The organism is Vreelandella sp. V005, from assembly GCF_052645115.1.
This window is the reverse complement of record NZ_JBQXYA010000008.1, coordinates 61,599-80,025: the sequence shown is the minus strand read 5'-3', so window position 1 is coordinate 80,025 and position 18,427 is coordinate 61,599. Positions and strand designations below refer to the sequence as shown.

13 protein-coding genes are annotated in these 18,427 nt (G+C 55.7%); 9 read left to right on the top strand and 4 right to left on the bottom strand.

The annotated features are described in order from the left end of the window. Positions 1–5: 5 nt before the first annotated feature. Positions 6–698, bottom strand: a complete 693-nt coding sequence (locus tag ACUN8H_RS16105) for a GntR family transcriptional regulator (protein ID WP_445533126.1) — start codon at positions 696–698, stop codon at positions 6–8. Positions 699–1,045: 347 nt separating this feature from the next. Between ACUN8H_RS16105 and pabB the strand changes: the two genes are divergently transcribed. After that, complete coding sequence (pabB, locus tag ACUN8H_RS16100) at positions 1,046–2,401, top strand: aminodeoxychorismate synthase component I (protein WP_445533076.1); 1,356 nt, start codon at positions 1,046–1,048, stop codon at positions 2,399–2,401. Positions 2,402–2,535: 134 nt separating this feature from the next. Further along, positions 2,536–3,168: a phosphoadenosine phosphosulfate reductase domain-containing protein gene (locus ACUN8H_RS16095; RefSeq protein WP_445533075.1), complete on the top strand. Its 633-nt coding sequence runs from the start codon at positions 2,536–2,538 to the stop codon at positions 3,166–3,168. 45 nt (positions 3,169–3,213) lie between these two features. On the opposite strand, the gene cysB is transcribed toward ACUN8H_RS16095, so the two are convergent. Then, a complete protein-coding gene (gene cysB / locus ACUN8H_RS16090; RefSeq protein ID WP_445533074.1) occupies positions 3,214–4,188 on the bottom strand; it encodes an HTH-type transcriptional regulator CysB in 975 nt (324 codons plus the stop codon). Positions 4,189–4,561: 373 nt separating this feature from the next. On the opposite strand from cysB, the gene trxA reads away from it, so the two are divergent. Then, the gene (gene trxA, locus ACUN8H_RS16085) at positions 4,562–4,885 is read left to right on the top strand and encodes a thioredoxin (RefSeq protein ID WP_008959554.1); all 324 of its coding nucleotides are present in this window, start codon (positions 4,562–4,564) and stop codon (positions 4,883–4,885) included. A gap of 219 nt (positions 4,886–5,104) precedes the next feature. Here the strand turns inward: trxA and ACUN8H_RS16080 are convergent, their stop codons facing one another. Then, positions 5,105–6,208 carry an AI-2E family transporter gene (locus ACUN8H_RS16080; protein WP_445533073.1) on the bottom strand — a complete coding sequence of 368 codons (1,104 nt, stop codon included), beginning with the start codon at positions 6,206–6,208 and terminating at the stop codon, positions 5,105–5,107. A 350-nt stretch (positions 6,209–6,558) separates the two neighbouring features. Here ACUN8H_RS16080 and ACUN8H_RS16075 point away from each other — a divergent pair, with 350 nt between their 5' ends. Then, positions 6,559–7,341: an SIMPL domain-containing protein gene (locus tag ACUN8H_RS16075; protein ID WP_445533072.1), complete on the top strand. Its 783-nt coding sequence runs from the start codon at positions 6,559–6,561 to the stop codon at positions 7,339–7,341. Here the strand turns inward: ACUN8H_RS16075 and serS are convergent. Continuing rightward, positions 7,286–8,563: a serine--tRNA ligase gene (gene serS / locus ACUN8H_RS16070; RefSeq protein ID WP_445533071.1), complete on the bottom strand. Its 1,278-nt coding sequence runs from the start codon at positions 8,561–8,563 to the stop codon at positions 7,286–7,288. The genes ACUN8H_RS16075 and serS overlap by 56 nt on opposite strands. Positions 8,564–8,876: 313 nt before the next feature. On the opposite strand from serS, the gene ACUN8H_RS16065 reads away from it, so the two are divergent. The 5 genes from ACUN8H_RS16065 to ACUN8H_RS16045 all read left to right on the top strand — a co-directional run bounded on the left by ACUN8H_RS16065 (position 8,877) and on the right by ACUN8H_RS16045 (position 18,400). Continuing rightward, the gene (locus ACUN8H_RS16065; RefSeq protein WP_445533070.1) at positions 8,877–10,124 is read left to right on the top strand and encodes a dicarboxylate/amino acid:cation symporter; all 1,248 of its coding nucleotides are present in this window, start codon (positions 8,877–8,879) and stop codon (positions 10,122–10,124) included. Between the two features lie 162 nt (positions 10,125–10,286). Beyond that, positions 10,287–10,877 (top strand): DUF4202 domain-containing protein, encoded by a 591-nt coding sequence (locus tag ACUN8H_RS16060; RefSeq protein WP_445533069.1) that lies wholly within the window; start codon positions 10,287–10,289, stop codon positions 10,875–10,877. Positions 10,878–10,979: 102 nt separating this feature from the next. Then, positions 10,980–14,081: a D-2-hydroxyglutarate dehydrogenase YdiJ gene (gene ydiJ / locus ACUN8H_RS16055; RefSeq protein ID WP_445533068.1), complete on the top strand. Its 3,102-nt coding sequence runs from the start codon at positions 10,980–10,982 to the stop codon at positions 14,079–14,081. 103 nt (positions 14,082–14,184) lie between these two features. Continuing rightward, positions 14,185–15,240: an efflux RND transporter periplasmic adaptor subunit gene (locus ACUN8H_RS16050; protein WP_445533067.1), complete on the top strand. Its 1,056-nt coding sequence runs from the start codon at positions 14,185–14,187 to the stop codon at positions 15,238–15,240. 16 nt (positions 15,241–15,256) lie between these two features. Further along, entirely contained in the window at positions 15,257–18,400 is a 3,144-nt protein-coding gene (locus ACUN8H_RS16045; RefSeq protein ID WP_445533066.1) for an efflux RND transporter permease subunit, read from the top strand. Positions 18,401–18,427 lie beyond the last annotated feature (27 nt).

Sequence of the window (18,427 nt, the reverse complement as noted above, 5' to 3'; positions counted from 1 at the left end):
TTTAGTTATGAGTGTGATGAAGAGGCTGTCTGTTCGAGGGTGACTGCATAGCGGTCCGCTACGTTAGCGCGAGAAGCACTTACATGGCGCCGCATTAACAGCTCAGCCAACTCGGCGTCTCCGACTTCGATGGCATCAACAATACGATGGTGCTCTACAAAAGCCCGCTGCGGCCGTGTGCCACTCGCACTGAACTGCGTGCGATAGAGGCGCACTAAATAGTAGAGATCGTTGCATAGCAGGTTCATTAGCATCTTATTGTGGCTGCCTTGAACGATGCAGTAGTGGAAATCGAGATCGCCTTCTCGCTGGTAGTAGGCTTCGCCGCGCTTTAAGTCGGCCTGACCTTCATGCAGCGCCAGTACATCTCGCAACCCCTGCACCTCTTCCGGCGACATGTTTTCTGCCGCTAGCCGGGCGGCCATGCTCTCCAGGGCTTCGCGCAGGTCAAACAGCTCTAAAAGCTCTTTCATCGAGAGTTTGACCACCCGAGCCCCCACATGGGGAACACGCTCAATCAGACGATGCGCTTCAAGCCGACGCATCGCTTCGCGTAGTGGCCCACGTGAAATGCCATAGGTCTTGGATAAGCCCGGCTCAGTGATCTTGCTACCGGGGGCGAGTTCACCGCGCACAATGGCGTCCTGCAATTGGTGAAACACCCGTTCTGCGAGCGTGCGCACTTCGGGAATAGCCATTCCAGAGACGGTTGTCTCGGAACCAGCGGTCACCGAGGAAACGTTGGCGGCAGTAGACGAGTTAGAAGCGAGAGTTGCCATGGTTAATTGTCGACAATTGAAGAGTAACCAAACTTTAGCGCGTGCCGATTAAACCGTCAACCTAGCTAGATTGTCGATTTTATAAGTCTTTCGTTGTATTAGTAGCGGCATACCCATCAATCTTGTCAACAATCATCCCATTACTGTCAGCTAACGATTGGTTGAACGACAAGGTGCAGCGTTAAATAAGCGCGGCGCCTAATGCTGGTGTCATTGCCTACACCCCTCTAAAATGGCTCGCCCTTAACTGGCGAGGCGTTTGCTTGATGATTGAGACGTTGTCGATAACTCCCCTACCCTATTCACCCGACCCGCTGGGAGTCTTCGCCTGCCTACGCCCCAGACCCGGCGCGGTACTACTTGATAGCGGTCGCCCTGTCGCCAATGGCCGCTTCGACATTATCAGCTGCGACCCGCTGGCCACGCTGGAAGTGACCAGTGACGGCGCCCCTTTCGTCATATCGGACCAGCTTACACCACCGGCAAGCCTGGCCAACGACGCCTTCGAGCTTCAGCAATGGCTGGTAGCACAATTGGACACGCCTCAGGAGTACAGTGAACTCCCTTTCCTGGGTGGGCTGATAGGCTATTGGGGCTACGACCTTGGCCGCGAAGCGCAAGCCATTGCCAGCCTACAAGCCAACGCGGTGTCGTTGCCCCAGGCACGCCTAGGGCTTTACGACTGGTGCATTACCCTGGATCACGAGACCCGGCAAGCGTGGTTAGTCGCCTCACCCAGGCGCCGCGCTCAAGTGATGGCGTGGCTCTCCGAAGCACTGTTACCAGCAGCGCCTTTCGCACTTGTCAGCCCTTTCCAGGGCGAACTTAGCCACGCGCAATACGTGAACCGTTTCAATGCCGTGCAGCGCTATATACGGGCAGGCGACTGTTACCAGATCAATTTGGCTCAGCGCTTTTTTGCCGACTATATAGGGGATGAGTGGCAAGCGTATCTACGCTTGCGTCAGGCGACCCCGACGCCCTTTTCTGGCTTCATGGCCTGGGATGACAAGGCCGTCCTTTCGCTTTCGCCAGAGCGCTTTATTCGCTGCCGCGACGGAGAGGTGGAAACACGGCCCATTAAAGGCACTCGCCCCCGCGGCGAAACGCCGGAGGAAGATCAGGCGTTGTCGGCGCAGCTTATGAGCAGTCGCAAGGATCGCGCCGAAAATGTAATGATCGTCGACTTGCTGCGCAACGACTTGGGGCGTGTGTGCCAGCCTGGCTCCATTCGTGTGCCACTGCTGTGCCGCCTGGAAAGCTACCCCAACGTGCACCACTTGGTCAGCGTGGTACAGGGAACGCTGGCCAGTGACTATACGCCGCTTGCCCTGTTAAAAGCGGCATTCCCCGGTGGCTCAATCACAGGCGCGCCCAAGATACGCGCCATGCAGATTATTGATGAGCTAGAGCCCTGCCAACGCAGCGTCTATTGCGGCAGTTTAGGCTATGTCGATGTACGCGGTAGCATGGACACCTCCATCGCCATTCGTACGATGGTTGCCGAAGCGGGAAGATTGCATGTGTGGGGGGGCGGCGGTTTAGTGGCAGACTCTCAAGCGGGCGAAGAGTACACCGAAACGCTGGATAAAATTCGCCACCTAATTGGCGCTCTGGAATAAGCAGCAAACTTTCTATATCAAAAAGAAATATAAAAGCCTAACCAAACGGTATTGGGGAGACACGGCTATTGTTTGATAGCCTAGTCACTATCAACCTACCCTCAACAGGTAAACTACCCCCAATAGGAGGCGGCATGTCCTCGGAGCTTGACGAAATCAATAATGAATTTGCTAGCAGCGGTAACAAAAACCCGCAAGGCTTGATTGAATGGGCACTGAACCAGGGCGCGCGGCCTATTTGCACCACCAACTTCCGCCCCTTCGAGGCGGTGATTCTGCACATGGTGAGCCAGGTACGTCCCGATATTCCCGTGGTCTGGATGGATAGCGGCTATAACACCGAGGCGACCTATCAGTTCGCCGACCAAGTCATCAAGCAGCTTAACCTTAATATCGTTAGTTTTGTGCCCCGTCGTACTCGCGCTCACCGCGAAGCGCTGGATGGCCCAATGCCGAGCATTGACGACCCTCGCCATGAGGCTTTTACTCAAGAGGTCAAGCTGGAGCCCTTCGAGCGTGCGCTACGTGATATGCAGCCCGACGTATGGTTTACCGCCTTACGCGCAGAAGACACCCCCGAGCGCGCCAAAATGCAACCGGTGAGTCGCAACAGCGACGGCCTGTTAAAAGTCGCCCCACTACTGCACTGGAGCGCTAAGGAGATGTATCAATACCTACAGGCGCATGACCTACCCAATAACTTCGACTACTTTGATCCCACCAAGGTCGAAGAGAAGCGCGAATGCGGGCTGCATTTACAGCACTGAACACTGACAGCACTGAATATTGACAGCCCTAAACATCGCTAGTCATTAATACTCAGGCAGGTCCAAATCATCGAACAGCGACTGCTCGTGACGCGGACCTGCGGTAAGCGCTTCGTCCACTCGGTCGCGAGTCAAGTGTGGTGCGAACCGTTCCAAGAAATCATACATATAGCCGCGCATAAAGGTACCGCGACGAATACCGATCTTGGTAGTAGAGCTGGCAAACAAGTGGCTTGCCTCCAGGGCTACCAAATCCTGATCAAGCGTCTCATCGACGGCCATATGCGCCACAATCCCAACCCCCATGCCTAACCGCACGTAGGTTTTGATGACATCGGCATCGGCAGCGGTTAGCACCACATTTGGCGTCAAACCTTTCGCCTTAAAGGCGTCGTCTAACTGAGAACGGCCAGTAAACCCGAACACATAGGTCACCAGGGGATGTTCACCGAGCGCTTCAAGGGTCAGAGGGCCTTCTTGTTGCGCCAGAGGATGGTCCTTGGGCACCATCACACAGCGGTTCCAACGGTAGCATGGCAGTAAGACTAAGTCGGTAAACAATTCCAACGATTCAGTCGCAATCGCAAAGTCGGCTTGACCTTCGCTGACCATCTGCGCGATCTGTTTGGGTGTCCCCTGCTGCATATGCAGGGCCACGTCTGGATACTTTAACCTGAATTCGCTGATGATCGGCGGGAGCGCATAGCGCGCCTGTGTGTGCGTGGTCGCAATCGCCAGACTACCGCGCCGCTCATCGCTGTGCTCCTGGGCCACCTGCTTGATATTATCGGTCAGGCGCAGTACTTGCCCGGCCAGATCGATAATCGCTTGGCCACCAGACGTTACTCGGGTTAGGTGCTTACCGCTACGGGCAAAAATCTCAACGCCAAGCTCGTCTTCCAAAAGGCGAATTTGTTTGGAGATCCCCGGCTGTGAGGTAAATAGACTTTGCGCTGTGGCTGAGACGTTCAGGTTATGCCGATTGACTTCCCAGATATAGCGTAGCTGTTGTAGCTTCATATCCTCACCTTATTTATTCTCTCAACAGATATATGTAGGGCGCGCTTGGAAGCAGCTAACGGTGCAGCTACTACGTTGTAATTGATGGGCAGCAGCGCTGGTGCCGCACTTTACAGCACCAGATAGAATAAAAACCCTTTGATGAATACTTTTATATTATAAAAAAATCTTCTTACCAGCATCCATCAATTTCTGCTATTCAGATAAAACACCCCTCGGGAAATTTGCCAGCAACCTCCGCGCCCGCTAACATCTGCCCACGCTTATCGCGATAGTCATGAGGCGTGGTGAAAGAACGCCAATGGATCGCGGAATGACCGTTGCTCCATTTGAGGCAACGAAACAGTAAGAGCAACGCAAACGGGAGAAGCAAATGGCTAATAATGTTGATGTCACCAACGCCAATTTTGAGCAAGAAGTCCTCAACGCTGAACAGCCTGTGCTAATGAAGTTCTGGGCGCCCTGGTGTGGCCCGTGCAAAGTCATGGCCCCGGTCGTTGATGAAGTAGCTGCAGAGCGTCAAGACAGCCTGAAAGTAGTCAGTGTTAATGTTGACGATGCACCTGAAATTGCAGCGGAGCAAGGCGTACGCGGCGTACCGACCGTGATGCTTTTTAAAGCGGGCACCAAGGTCGCTTCACTGGTTGGCGCGCAATCTAAATCCCAACTAACGCAGTTCATCGAACAAAACGCTTGATAGCTGCACCTGGCAGCCTGTCGGACTTAACACTGATCTACTGCGAACCCCGGTATTTTGGCCAACTTTATTCGATCGATTTCGTTAAATAGCGCGCTATTCGCCTCAATCGATCGATAAATCTGGCTCAAAATCCGTGATTCTCGCGACGATCGGTCAAGCCCGACAGGCTGCTAGCATGTATAAATACCGCCGACAGTGTCGGCGGTATTATTTTTTCTAATGCTTGCGCCTCCACGGCGGCAGGGTCGCATCGCTTGCCCTACTATCTTTTAAACGCCGCTTTCCAGGCCCTAACAGCCGAGCAATCCAACGCGTTTCCGGGTGGCTGTCCAAGGCAATTTTCAGCGTCATTGTCAGCATTACCGAAAGCAGCATTCCCGCCGCACCAAATATCCATCCCCATACGACCAGTGATAAGAACGCTACAAAGGTAGAAAGCCCGAGCGCTTGCCCCATTACTCGCGGCTCAATCAAGTTACCGAGCACAAAGTTGATCACCAGATAGGCCGAAGCTAAAAGCATCGCTTGAAAAGCGCCACCATCTTGGGCAATCAGTAGCAAGAGAACTGGCGGTATCGCGGCCAGCGCGGAGCCAATATTAGGAATGAAGTTGAGTGCAAAGGCCAATACACCCCATAGCAACGGAAACTCAACACCCACAATTAGACAGGAGAGCCAAACCAGCACACCCGTGGCTAGACTGATCATGGTTTTAACGGCAAGGTAGCGCTTTAGCGTTAGGCTGAACTCACTGAAACGCTTCAAGCTAGGCGCAGGGTTCTCTAATGCCCTGGAGACTTTGTCACGTACATTCAATGTTTCAAACAGCATGAAGATGACCAGCAGCCCGACAATAATGCTCTGCATGAAGAGATTGCCAAGCTGGCTCAACAGCGCTGGCATCCAGGAGCCTTCGTCCTCGCCTTCAAAGAGGGAGTTGATCTGATCTGGATTGATTGCCAATCCGCGTGAAGAGAGCGCATTAAGCAAGTTCCAATACTGTTCATACAGCCGAGACTCAATTTCCGGTAGCGCCGTCAAAAAAGTGCTAAAACTATTAACCACCAGCAGACCAATGAGCGATATAAACGCCAGCAACACCATCAAGGTTAGAAAGGCCGACACACGCATGCTCAAGCCACAGCGATGCAGCCACTGCACGGGCGAGGTACACACCACCGCGATAAATATCGCCAGCAGCAACGGCACCAATAAATCAGCGCCTACTTTCATCCCAGCAATAATCACTACCAACGCGGCAAGCGCCAGGGTGGCATTGAGCGGAATACTGCGGTAATCCTCATCAGACACTTTCGACATAACCCTTCCCTAGCCTGTTATCCAACTATAATGGCTGCATTGATCATAGTGCACAAACCGTGCAAACAATAAGCAACTGTATGGTGTCCACTCTTCCTTGCTGAACTTTCTTTTCCTGCGCACTTCCAAACGACGTCCAGCACTGGTTTGAAGCCGTATGCAAATCACTTCGAACCCGTTACAAAACAGGATTGTAAAACGAATAACGCTTTGCGCCACCCCTAATTATACAAGGTAATCTAATGATGATTTCACGAGCGTTACATTCTCAAAAGCCTGGTTCGGATCATTCCAAACTAAAAACACTCAGCCATAAGAAGCTCAGCTACGGCCTCTTAGGGGGCGCCTTAGTGGCACTTCTAAGCGCACCGCTTGCTCAGGCGTCGCCTTCGCAACAAGTGCCGCCTAGCCTGCACGTCCAAGCGCAGTCGTGGGTGGAAGTCGCGCCCAACAAAGCCACCCTCAATGCACGCCTTTGGGAAAACACGCCGGCGCTATCTACCTTGGAAGAGAGCGATAGTAGCGCACTTAGTGACGCCCGTGAGCGTTTAGAAAGCCGCGCCAGCGAATTAATCGAACAGATGGAAGCCACCGGCCTTGAACGCAATGCCATCAATGCGGGCTCGCTGAATGTCTACCCAGAACATGTTCAAGGTCCGCGCAACGACGATGGAGAACATGAAACACTCCAGCGCACACGCCTAGAGCGACCGATTACCGTCGAACTCACTGACCTTGACCAACTAAGCGAGGTGCTAGACGCCCTTATTGCGGCGGGTGTTAACTCGCTGGACGGCGTGCAATTCGACCTACAAGACCGCGATGCTGCCACTGACGAAGCCTTGGTTAAAGCGCTGGAAAAAGCCCAGCACAAGGCAAACCTGATGGCTGACAGCCTAGATGCCGAACTAGGCCATGTGCAGCGTATCGAAGAAACGCAATCGCCTATCTTCCAACCACGCATGATGTCAATGCGGGCAGAGAGCGATGCCGCTGGCGCCAGCCAATCCAGTGTCAGCAGTGATTACAACCCTGGCACCATTCGTATTGATGCTGGGGTTAGCGTTGAGTGGGCGCTTAAAGGGCCAGACGCGCCGCACCGCCCAGGTAACGACGTAGCGGCTCAGGAATAGTCACCGAGCCGTCCGCCTGCTGGTGATTTTCAAGCACCGCCAGCAGGCAGCGTCCTACCGCTAGGCCCGAACCGTTCAAGGTATGCAACAACTGTGGTTTTTTTGAATCCGGGTGGCGGAAACGCGCCTGCATGCGCCGCGCCTGGAAATCTTCACAGTTGGAAACCGATGAGATCTCGCGATACGTCTCCTGACTAGGCAGCCACACCTCCAAGTCATAGGTTTTCGTGGCCCCAAAGCCCATATCCCCGGTGCATAGCGTGACCACACGATAGGGCAGCTCCAGCGCCTGCAGTATTGCCTCTGCATGGCCGCGCATCTCTTCCAACGCTTCGTAACTCTTCTCCGGCTCGACGATTTGCACCATCTCGACCTTATCGAACTGGTGCTGCCGGATCATACCGCGGGTATCGCGGCCATGTGAGCCCGCCTCAGAACGGAAACACGGCGTGTGCGCAGTAAGTTTCATCGGCAGTGCCGACACTTCAACGATTTCATCGCGCACGAAGTTGGTAAGCGGCACTTCCGAAGTGGGTATCAGGTGGTACTCACGCTCATCGTCCAGCTTGAACAGATCTTCGCCAAACTTCGGTAGCTGGCCGGTGCCCATGAGCGAGTCTCGGTTGACCATATACGGCACGTAGCACTCTTCGTAACCGTGCTGCTCGGTTTGAGTATCCAGCATAAACTGCGCCAGCGCCCGGTGCAGTCGCGCAATCGGCCCGCGCATTACCGCAAAGCGAGCACCGGTGATCTTGGCCGCCAGCTCGAAATCGAGATACCCCGACTTCTTACCCAGATCGACGTGATCCAGCACCGTAAAGTCAAACTCGCGGGGCGTGCCCCAGCGATGCAGCTCGACGTTATCGGCTTCTTTTTCGCCTTCCGGCACGCTCTCGTGGGGCAGGTTAGGAATACCACTAATGGCGTCATCCCATTCCTCCTGCACCTCGGCCAGTTCGCCCTTGGCTTTGTCCAGGCGATCGCCCAAATCGCTGACCTCATCCAGCAACGGCTGAATATCTTCACCGTTGGCTTTGGCCTTACCAATCGCTTTAGAGCGCATATTGCGTTCGTTTTGCAGCTGCTCGGTTTGTGTCTGCAGTTCGCGGCGGCGCGACTCCAGCGCCTGCAGTTCCGCCTTATCAAGCACAAAGCCCCGGCGGGCCAGTTGTTGAGCAACCGTGTCAAGATCACCGCGCAGCAGTTTCGGATCGAGCATGAATCCTGTCCCTTGGCCTGAAAACAATAAGAGCAACGCGCCAATGCGCGTGCAGAAAAGCGCCTATTGTAGGCAAAAGCGCGCCGGGGAGCCATGGGCGGGACTACATGACACGGGATTAAGCGTAAAGCATTGCTCTTTTTTCTGTGCAAGCCTGAGTGTGTTGATGCCCCCGATGGGCAGCATCCACATGCGTCATGTCCGTTCTGTATATCCATCAACGCCTATTAGCCAAAAGTGATAGAGTGCGCGCCGATTCGACTGGTGAATCGCTGAATTATAGGTTTTCACACTTTTTGACAGGAGAAAGGCAGTGCAAGAGACAGCAAAGCAAGGAAAGTTTGCCTGGTGGCGACGAATTGCCCTATGGAAGAAGATTCTGGCGGGCTTGGCGCTGGGTATTTTGGCGGGTGCGCTGTTGGGCGATGCCGCCAGCGTGTTCAAGCCCTTGGGCGACATATTCATCAACGCCATCATGATGCTGATCGTACCGCTGGTATTTTCCACTCTAGTGGTGGGTATTACTTCCATGCGCGACCCCCAGAAAATGGGCCGTATTGGCGCGCGTACCATTACGCTTTATTTGGTTACTACCGCCTTTGCTATCTCCATCGGTCTAGTGCTTTCCACCTTGCTACAGCCGGGCGTGGGCGTTGATTTAAGTTTCGAATCTGAAGTGGCCGCTAACGAAGCACCATCGCTGGTTTCTATTCTGGTTAACTTAGTGCCTCGCAACCCACTGGACGCCCTGGCCAACGGCAACATTATGCAGATCATTGTGTTTGCCATTGGTTTGGGTATTTCGCTGACGCTGATTGGTGAGAAAGGCGAGCCGGTCATGAAAGTGTTCGACAGTTTTGCCGAAGCGATGTACAAGCTCACCGGCATCGTGATGGCATTTGCCCCCTTCGGCGTGTTTGGCTTGATCGCTCATGTCTCGGGACAGTACGGTCTGGAAATCTTACTGCCGCTGGCCAAGCTGATTGGTGTGGCGTACCTGGCCAGCATTCTTCACGTACTGGTAATTTACTCGGGGTTTATCTCCCTGCTGGGGCGGTTAAACCCAATACGCTATCTGCAGGGCAGCCTGGACGCTATCGTGGTGGCATTTTCATCTGCTTCGTCAGCAGGCACTCTGCCGGTCTCTATCCGCTGTGCGCAAAGAAACTTGGGCGTTTCCGAAGGGGTATCCGGTTTTGTGCTACCGGTGGGCGCTACCATCAACATGGACGGCACCGCGCTTTATCAGGGCGTAGTGGTACTGTTTATCGCCCAAATGACCGGCACCGACTTGAGCATGATGGATTACGGCATGATTGTCGCCACTGGCACGCTGGCCTCCATCGGCACCGCCGGGGTACCGGGTGCTGGCTTAATCATGCTCTCAATCGTGATGGCGCAAATTGGCCTGCCGCTGGAAGCCATCGCCGTGGTGGCGGGGATTGATCGCATTCTGGATATGGCGCGCACTAGCGTCAACGTGGCGGGTGATTTAATGGTGACCACCCTGGTTGGCAAAAGCGAGGGTGAGCTCAACGAAGAAATTTACAATCGCCGCTAATGTTAACGCTACCGTTTATAGGTAACGTGTAAAAAGCGCCCGCTTTGATTAGCAGCGGGCGCTTCCCCCCTTTCAATGACCATCTCTTCCACACCGCAGTTGTGATTCATGCGTTTTCTCGGCAACCTAGTCCTTATTCACTCGAAGCCGAGCAATGCCACTATGTCTACTGCCTTTGATCAAACGCTCGCTGCCATTGACGCCCTACACGCCGAGGACCCACGCTCCACGACGCTTGCCGATGGCACATCCATGCCCCAGGAGCTGGCCTACGCCCAGCGCATGAGTGAGTGGCTAGAGCGCGTCCATGATGCACCGGATGAGGTGCTGCGTTTGGCCGTGCGTGCCCAGCACTTGCAGCGCTGGCTAGTGCCCCGTGAAGCGTATCCCGAAGGACGTGTGGGTTATTTGACCTGGCGACGCGACCAGGGCAAGCGGGCGGGCGAGACCACTGCCCAGTTAATGCGTGATGCGGGCTATCCAGCCGAAGAAGCCGACCGCGCAGCGACGATAATTGGCAAAAAAGGCCTGGGCCGCGATCCTGACGTTCAAGCGCTGGAAGACTCCGCCTGTCTGGTATTTCTGGAGAATTACTTTGCCGACTTCTCGCGTAAGATCGAACACGACCATATGGTGCGTATCGTGCAGATGACGTGGCGCAAAATGTCACCCCGCGCCCACGAACTTGCCCTCGCACTGCCGATGTCGGACGCCTCCTTAGCGCTGGTCAAAGAAGCGCTGGATGCCGAGTAAGGCGTGGAGGAAAGCGCGACGGTGAGATGCAGCCAAGCAGCCGCTGCGGTAAAGTAGCGGTCTTCTTTTATTGCGCCCCCGGCACTGACGACTTGATCAACTATGATTGCACCCTTGGACACCCGTACCGCCCCGTTTGAACGCTTGGGCAAAGACTATGTACGCTTTTTACATGCGCTAAAGACACGCGGCTTCGAAGGTGAAATCGCCCCGGATTACGCCCACCGCACGGTGCTGGCCACCGACAACTCGATTTATCAGCGTTTGCCCCAGGCGGCGGTTTACCCCAAGCATGCTGAAGATCTCGAACGGCTAACCCGACTGGCTGCGCAAACTACCCATCGGGGGATCGTATTAACACCGCGTGGCGGCGGCACGGGCACCAATGGCCAGTCGCTTACCGACGGTATCGTGGTGGATATCTCCCGCCATATGAACCGGATTTTAGACATCGATGTGCAGAAACGCCGTGTGCGGGTTCAAGCCGGCGTGGTGAAAGATCAGCTCAACGCTGCGCTCAAACCCCACGGATTGTTCTTCGCCCCCGATCTTTCGACCTCCAATCGCGCCACCATTGGCGGCATGGTCTCGACCGACGCCAGCGGCCAGGGCAGCTGTGAATACGGCAAGACCCGCAACCATGTGCTGGAACTGGATACCGTTCTGCTGGGTGGAAAGCATCTGCATAGCCGTGCGCTGACCCCGGAGGAGGAGCAGGCTGAGCGTCAGCAAGAGGGCATTGTTGGTCGCGTCCATACCACCGCTGCTGAGATTATCGATCAACAGCGTGCATTGATTGAGACTACCTTTCCGCCGCTCAATCGCTGCTTGACCGGCTATGACTTGGCCCACCTGCGCAATGATCAAGGGCAGCTTGATCTCAATAGCTTGCTGTGCGGTTCGGAAGGCTCGCTGGGCTTTTTGAATGAAGCCGTACTCAACGTGCTGCCGATTCCCAAGCACGCCACCCTGGTCAACGTTCGTTACACCAGCTTCATGGACGCCCTCCGGGATGCCAAGGCGCTGATGGCGTCCAGCGCACGCCCCACGTCCATCGAAACGGTGGATGACACTGTCCTCAAGCTCGCCATGGAGGATTTCGTATGGGACAGCGTGGCGGCCTTCTTCCCCGCTCACGCGAGTGTCCCCATTGGCGGTATCAACCTGATCGAGTTCAATGACGATGACGAGGCTGTCCTTGCTGCGCGGGTGAAAGCATTTACCGACCATCTGAGCCAGGATGCCAGCGTCGAACGCCTGGGCTACACCCTGGCAGAAGGGCGTGGCCAGATTCAGAAAGTCTATGCCATGCGTAAACGCTCGGTAGGCCTGCTTGGCAACGTGCAAGGAGAGAAGCGTCCCCTTCCGTTTGTAGAAGACACCGCGGTGCCGCCGGAGCATCTGGCGGATTTCATCGCCGAGTTCCGCGCTGCCCTGGATGCCCGAGGACTCTCCTATGGGATGTTTGGGCATGTGGATGCGGGCGTACTCCATGTACGCCCCGCCATCGATATGAAAGATCCCGAACAGGAAAAACTGATTCGCGCGGTATCCGATGAGGTCGCGGCACTCACCCAAAAATATGGCGGGCTGCTTTGGGGTGAACACGGCAAGGGCGTGCGCTCTGAATACGCACCGAGGTTTTTCGGCGAGCTCTACCCTAGCCTACAGCGGGTGAAAGCGGCGTTTGATCCTTACAACCAATTGAATCCCGGTAAGATCGCGACCCCTGCTGAAGAAGAGATGTTAATCGCCAAAGATAGCGATCCTGATTTATTAACGGTCGATGGCGTTCCGATTCGCGGACAGTTTGACCGCACCATTGATGAACGTGCCTGGCAGGCGTATGACGCGGCGGTCTACTGTAACGGTAACGGCGCCTGCTACAACTACGATGTGGACGACCCCATGTGCCCATCGTGGAAAGCGACCCGGGATCGCCGCCACTCGCCCAAAGGCCGCGCCAGCCTTATCCGCGAGTGGCTGCGCCTGCAATCACAGGCAGGGATCGATGTGGTGGAAGAGTCCCGCAAGAAGAAGGCCGAAGGCGGCTTGGGCTTTATCAAAAGCTTTCCGCGACGCGCGGCCAACACACTGAGTCGCCAACAGCATCACGACTACTCCCACGAAGTGTATGACGCCATGGCGGGCTGTCTTGCGTGCAAATCCTGCGCGGGACAGTGCCCGGTGAAAGTTAACGTCCCCCAGTTCCGTTCGCAGTTTTTAGAGGTTTACCACGGTCGCTACCTGCGCCCGCTGCGCGATTATATTATTGGTGGCACCGAATTTATGCTGCCTACGCTGGCCAAAACCGCCCCGCTGTACAACGCGCTCCTTGGCCAGCGTTGGGTGGAAAACCTGATGCGCACCACGGTAGGTATCAGCGATTCGCCAGCGCTCTCCCGGGCCAGTGTAAAAAAACAAATGAAAGCGTGGGGCATCGCCGAGGCAACCCCGCTCTCGCTGGGGCTATTAACCGAACAGCAGCGTGCCAATAGCGTGATTATTGTTCAAGATGCTTTCACCACCCACTTTGAAGCCAAGCTGGTGATGGACATGGTGGAACTTCTCTCGCGGCTCAACCTGCGTGTATTTGTCATGCCATTTTCGGCCAACGGCAAACCGCTCCAGGTGCAGGGCTTTTTAGGCGCCTTTGAGCGTACCGCCGCCAAGCAAGCTGAACGGCTACGCACTTTGGCACGCTTTGATATCCCTATGGTGGGCATCGACCCGGCGATGACGCTTACCTACCGTCAGGAGTACGTCAAAACGCTAGGCAATGAGGCAGTGCCGGAAGTGCTGATGCTGCAGGAGTGGCTGGCAACTCGCATCAATACGCTAGCACCCAGCCAACCCACATTAACCGACCCAGGCTTTAAGCTGCTTTCCCACTGCACGGAGAAAACCAACGCCCCAGGCAGTCCTAAAGCGTGGCAGCAGGTATTTGCCGCATTTGGATTTGAGCTTGAGATAATGGCGACCGGCTGCTGCGGTATGTCGGGCACCTATGGTCACGAGACGCGCAACGCTGCAACGTCAAAGACTATCTATGCGCAGTCCTGGCAGCCCCACGTAGAGGCAAGTGACAATACGGGCAAGCTACTCGCTACCGGCTACTCCTGCCGGAGCCAGGCCAAGCGCTACTCGAAAACGGCGCTGCCACACCCTTTGCAAGCATTATTAACGGCCCTAAAAAGCGGTTAAAGATTGTACAAACGACGAGCCTTGTATAAGGTTGGGGGAGTTAACACACGGAACGTCAATAGACACGACGCGCTGTATTAAAGCGTTTTCAGGAGCTGCCTTGTTGTCCCTACTCCCCCTACTGACCCGCCTCGGCGCTGGGTTGTTAACGCTTAGTTTGTCGGGTGCCATCACGGCGCAAGAAAACCGTGTTGAAACACAGATAGTGGCCGACGCACCGAGGATAGAAATACTCCCTCTTATGGGCAGTGTTAGCGCCCTGCGTACTTCACAGCTTTCGAGCGCGGAAGCAGGCTTGATCAGTGAACTGACGGTTGAAATGGGCGACAACGTTACTCAAGGCGAGCCGTTGCTATCGCTCGATACCCGCGATATCACCTTAGAAAACCAGCGCGCCCGCGCCGACTTGGCCCAGGCAGAAGCTGAGCGCGACGAAGCTCAGCGTTTGGTTAACGAGGCGAATCAGCTCTCGGCGCAAAACTTTGCTGCCAGCGATCGGCGCCAGCGTGAAAGCAGGCTGGCCGCCGCGCAGGCCACGCTTGAAGCGCGCCGCGCAGACTATGCACTCACTCAGCTGCAGCTAGAGCGTCACCAAATACGTGCCCCCTTTGACGGTATGGTTACCCAACGGGAGAGCAACGTTGGCGAGTGGATCAACCCAGGTGATGCGTTGCTCACGCTGGTTGATTTAGCGTCGCTTAGGCTCGATTTTTCGGTACCACTGTCGGCTTACCAACGCTTTAAAGGTTCCACCTTAGAGGTGCGCCTGGAAGGCGATGAGCAATGGCACACGGCACGCACCTTGGCACGTATTCCTTTGGATGCCAGTTCGCGGCAGTTTCTACTTCGTGCAGCGCCAGATACTCCGCTCGATATGTTGCCGGGCATGGCCGTCCAGGGCCGGTTACAGGTTAACGGTGAGAGCGGGCCCAGCGTACCGCGGGATGCATTGATTCGCCGCCCCGATGGCAGCGTCAGCGTTTGGCTCGCCCGCCAAACCGACGATATTTGGCAAGCATTTGAGCAACGCGTTGAAATCGGCAGCAGCCATCAGGGAGAGGTGGCCGTCAATGAGGGAATATCAGCGGGCGACCGCGTCATCGTCGTTGGTAATGAGCGCCTCGAAGAGGGGCAGAACGTGACCCTAAGCGACGACTAAAGGAGCCCCCTCACCTATGTTTGCCGCCATTATTCGTCACGGCATTTTGGTCAGTGTGATTACGCTGATCCTGCTGATTCTAGGGATCGCGGCTATCTGGCGGATCCCGGTGCAAATGATTCCCGACCTTGAAACCCGCGTCGTGGGCATCGAGACACAGTGGCCGGGCGCGACGCCACAGGATATCGAAAAGGACATTTTGATCGAGCAGGAGGAATTCCTGCGCAACGTGCCCAACCTGCAGCGCATGGAGTCCACCGCCAGCAGCGGTAGCGCCGAAATCGAGCTGGAGTTCCCGTTTGGTGTTGACCTCACCGAGACGTTGATTCGGGTTAACAACGCGCTAAGCCAAGTGCCCTCCTACCCCAACAACGTCGACCAGCCCCGCATCGTCGCCAACTCCTTTTCCGCCAACGCTTTTATGTACTTTAACGTTGGCCCCCTGGAAGGCAACCCGCGCCAGCTTGATATGCCCGCCATGCGCGACTACCTGGAAGACAATGTAAGACCGCGACTTGAGAGTGTAGCGGGCGTATCGGAAGTCACTGTCTCTGGGGGCGCAGAAAGGCAAATGCAACTGCTGATCGACCCTGAGGCACTGGCCGCCCGTGAACTAAGTATTCCTGATATTCAGGCCGCGCTTCAGGCCCGCAACCAGGATGTGTCCGGCGGCAATCTTGAGAGCGGCAAACGCCGCTACCTGCTGCGCACTGTCGGCCGGTTTGAAGATGTTGAGAGTCTTGAAGCGCTCATTCTTAAACGCGAGGGGGACGCCGTTACCCGGCTTGGCGATATCGCGAAGGTACAACAATCCTACGCCGAACTGACCTCCCGGGCTTACAGCTCGGATGGCCAGCCGGTATTGAGCGTGCAGGTTCGCCGGGAGCCGGGTGCCAATGTGATCGATATCAAGCGCGCTATGCTTGATGAAGTCGCGGTGCTTAACGAAGGGCTCCTGGCAGAACAAGGCATGCGCATGACGCTTTCCAGCGATGACGTGCGCTATGTGGAGTCGTCGATTGCCAATGTCTGGGTCAACTTGGGCTTGGGCGCAATGTTTGCCACCTTGGTGATGTTCGCTTTTTTGCGCTCGGCACGCGCCACCATGGCCGGGATTATTGGTATCCCTATCTGCACCATCGCTGCTTTTCTAGGCCTGTTGTTGGCGGGCCGTACACTCAACGTCATTTCGCTGGCGGGTGTCGCTTTCGCCATTGGCATGACGATAGACAACACCATCGTGGTGCTGGAGAGCATAGAAACCCAGCGCCGGCGTGGTTTAGCGCGCTTTGAGGCGGCGCTTGAGGGCGTCAAGCAAGTATGGCCTGCGGTGCTCGCCTCAACGCTGACCACTATCTTGGTGTTTGTGCCGATCTTCTTTATTCAGCAGGAAGCCGGGCAGCTCTATTCGGATATTGCGGTAGCCATCTCTACCTCGATTATCATTTCGATGGTGGTGGCGATTACGGTCATTCCCACTCTCGGCGCGCATATCGATTTTCGCGGTAAAGAGAGCGCTTCAACGGCAACGCCACGCTGGGTGCGTGGCTGCCTATGGTTGGTTGATGGCATGATCCGCACAGCCTCGCGGCGCGTCCTTGCCATCGTGCTGGGCATTGTCGGTGGCATTGGGATTTTCGTTTGGTTGACGCCCCCAGCGGAGTACTTGCCTGAGGGCGAAGAGGCCAAAACGTTCGCCAGCATGAACGCCCCGGCGAGCTATAACCTAGCCACCATGGATGCGATTGCCCAAACCCTGCAGCAAGAGCTCGAGCCCCATGTAGGCGCCGATCCTGAACGCTTTGAGCGTGGCGATACCGATATTCCGCCGATTCGCACCATGGGCATTCAAGCCGAGGCCCAAAGCCTGCGGATCATTGCTGAAACCAGCGATCCTACCCATATCGAAGCCTTGATGGATGCGCTCACTCAGCGTTTTGAAGCCTACCCGGATATGCGTGCCTTTGCCGCGCGTGGCTCGATTATTTCCAGCAATGACGGCGGTACACGCAGTATCACGCTGGATATCGCCGGGAACGATTTAAACGAGCTGTACACCACCGCTAATGCCATTTACCAACGCGCTCAAGGTGTTTTCGACAACCCACGCATTCAGTCCCGCCCTTCTGCACTTGATCTCGGCCAGCCATTAATTGAGGTGTATCCCGACTGGGAGCGTGCCGCTGAGGTAGGTATGGACACCAACGCCTTGGGCACTACCGTGGCAGTGCTCACCAATGGCGCCTACCTGGATGATTTTTACCTCGATGACGAAAAAATCGATCTCTACGGCTACGGCCCTGGGGCGGGGAATATCGCGCTGGATGACCTCGCTACCCTGCCTATCCACACACCATCAGGCATCAACGTGCCGCTTAATACCCTCGCTGAGATTCGTGAAACCGTAGGTACGGCCACCCTGCGGCGGGTCGATGGGCGGCGCAGTGTCACGCTGGACGTCATTCCACCGCGCAGCGTGGCGCTGGAAGCCGGTATTGAGCGCATGCAGCGGGAAGTGATAGATGCCATGAGCGACGAAGGTACGCTGCCAGCTAACATTAATGTCACCGTCAGCGGCGCAGGCGACCAGTTAGACGCTACCCGCCAAGCCCTCACCGGCAACGCCTTGATTGCCTTGGCGATCGTCTATTTGTTACTGGTGGCCATTTTTGCCCACTGGGGCTACCCACTGTTGATTCTGGCTACCATTCCACTCGGCGCCGCGGGAGGCATTGTGGGGCTATGGTTAATGAATACCGTCGGCGCCCAACTACCGAAAATTGGCTTGAACGCCATCAGTCAGCCGTTTGATATGATCACCATGCTAGGCTTTTTAATTCTGATGGGAACGGTGGTCAATAACCCTATTTTGGTGGTCCATCAGGCGAGGGAGAATCTGCGCACGGCGAGCATGAGCGTTCGTGACGCCGTACATCACGCCGTAGAGAGCCGATTACGGCCCATTGCGATGACCACGCTGACGACCCTGTGCGGTCTTTCACCGCTGGTATTTTTACCGGGGGAAGGCACCGAGCTTTACCGCGGCGTCGGTGCCATCGTTCTCTTTGGGCTGCTCGGCACGGCGATTGTCACCGTCACTTTCTTACCTGCCCTGACGGTGGCCGTGCTGAGTTGGAAAAACCCAACACGACCGGCCTAAGCTGGGGTTTTATCAGGGGAGGCTTCG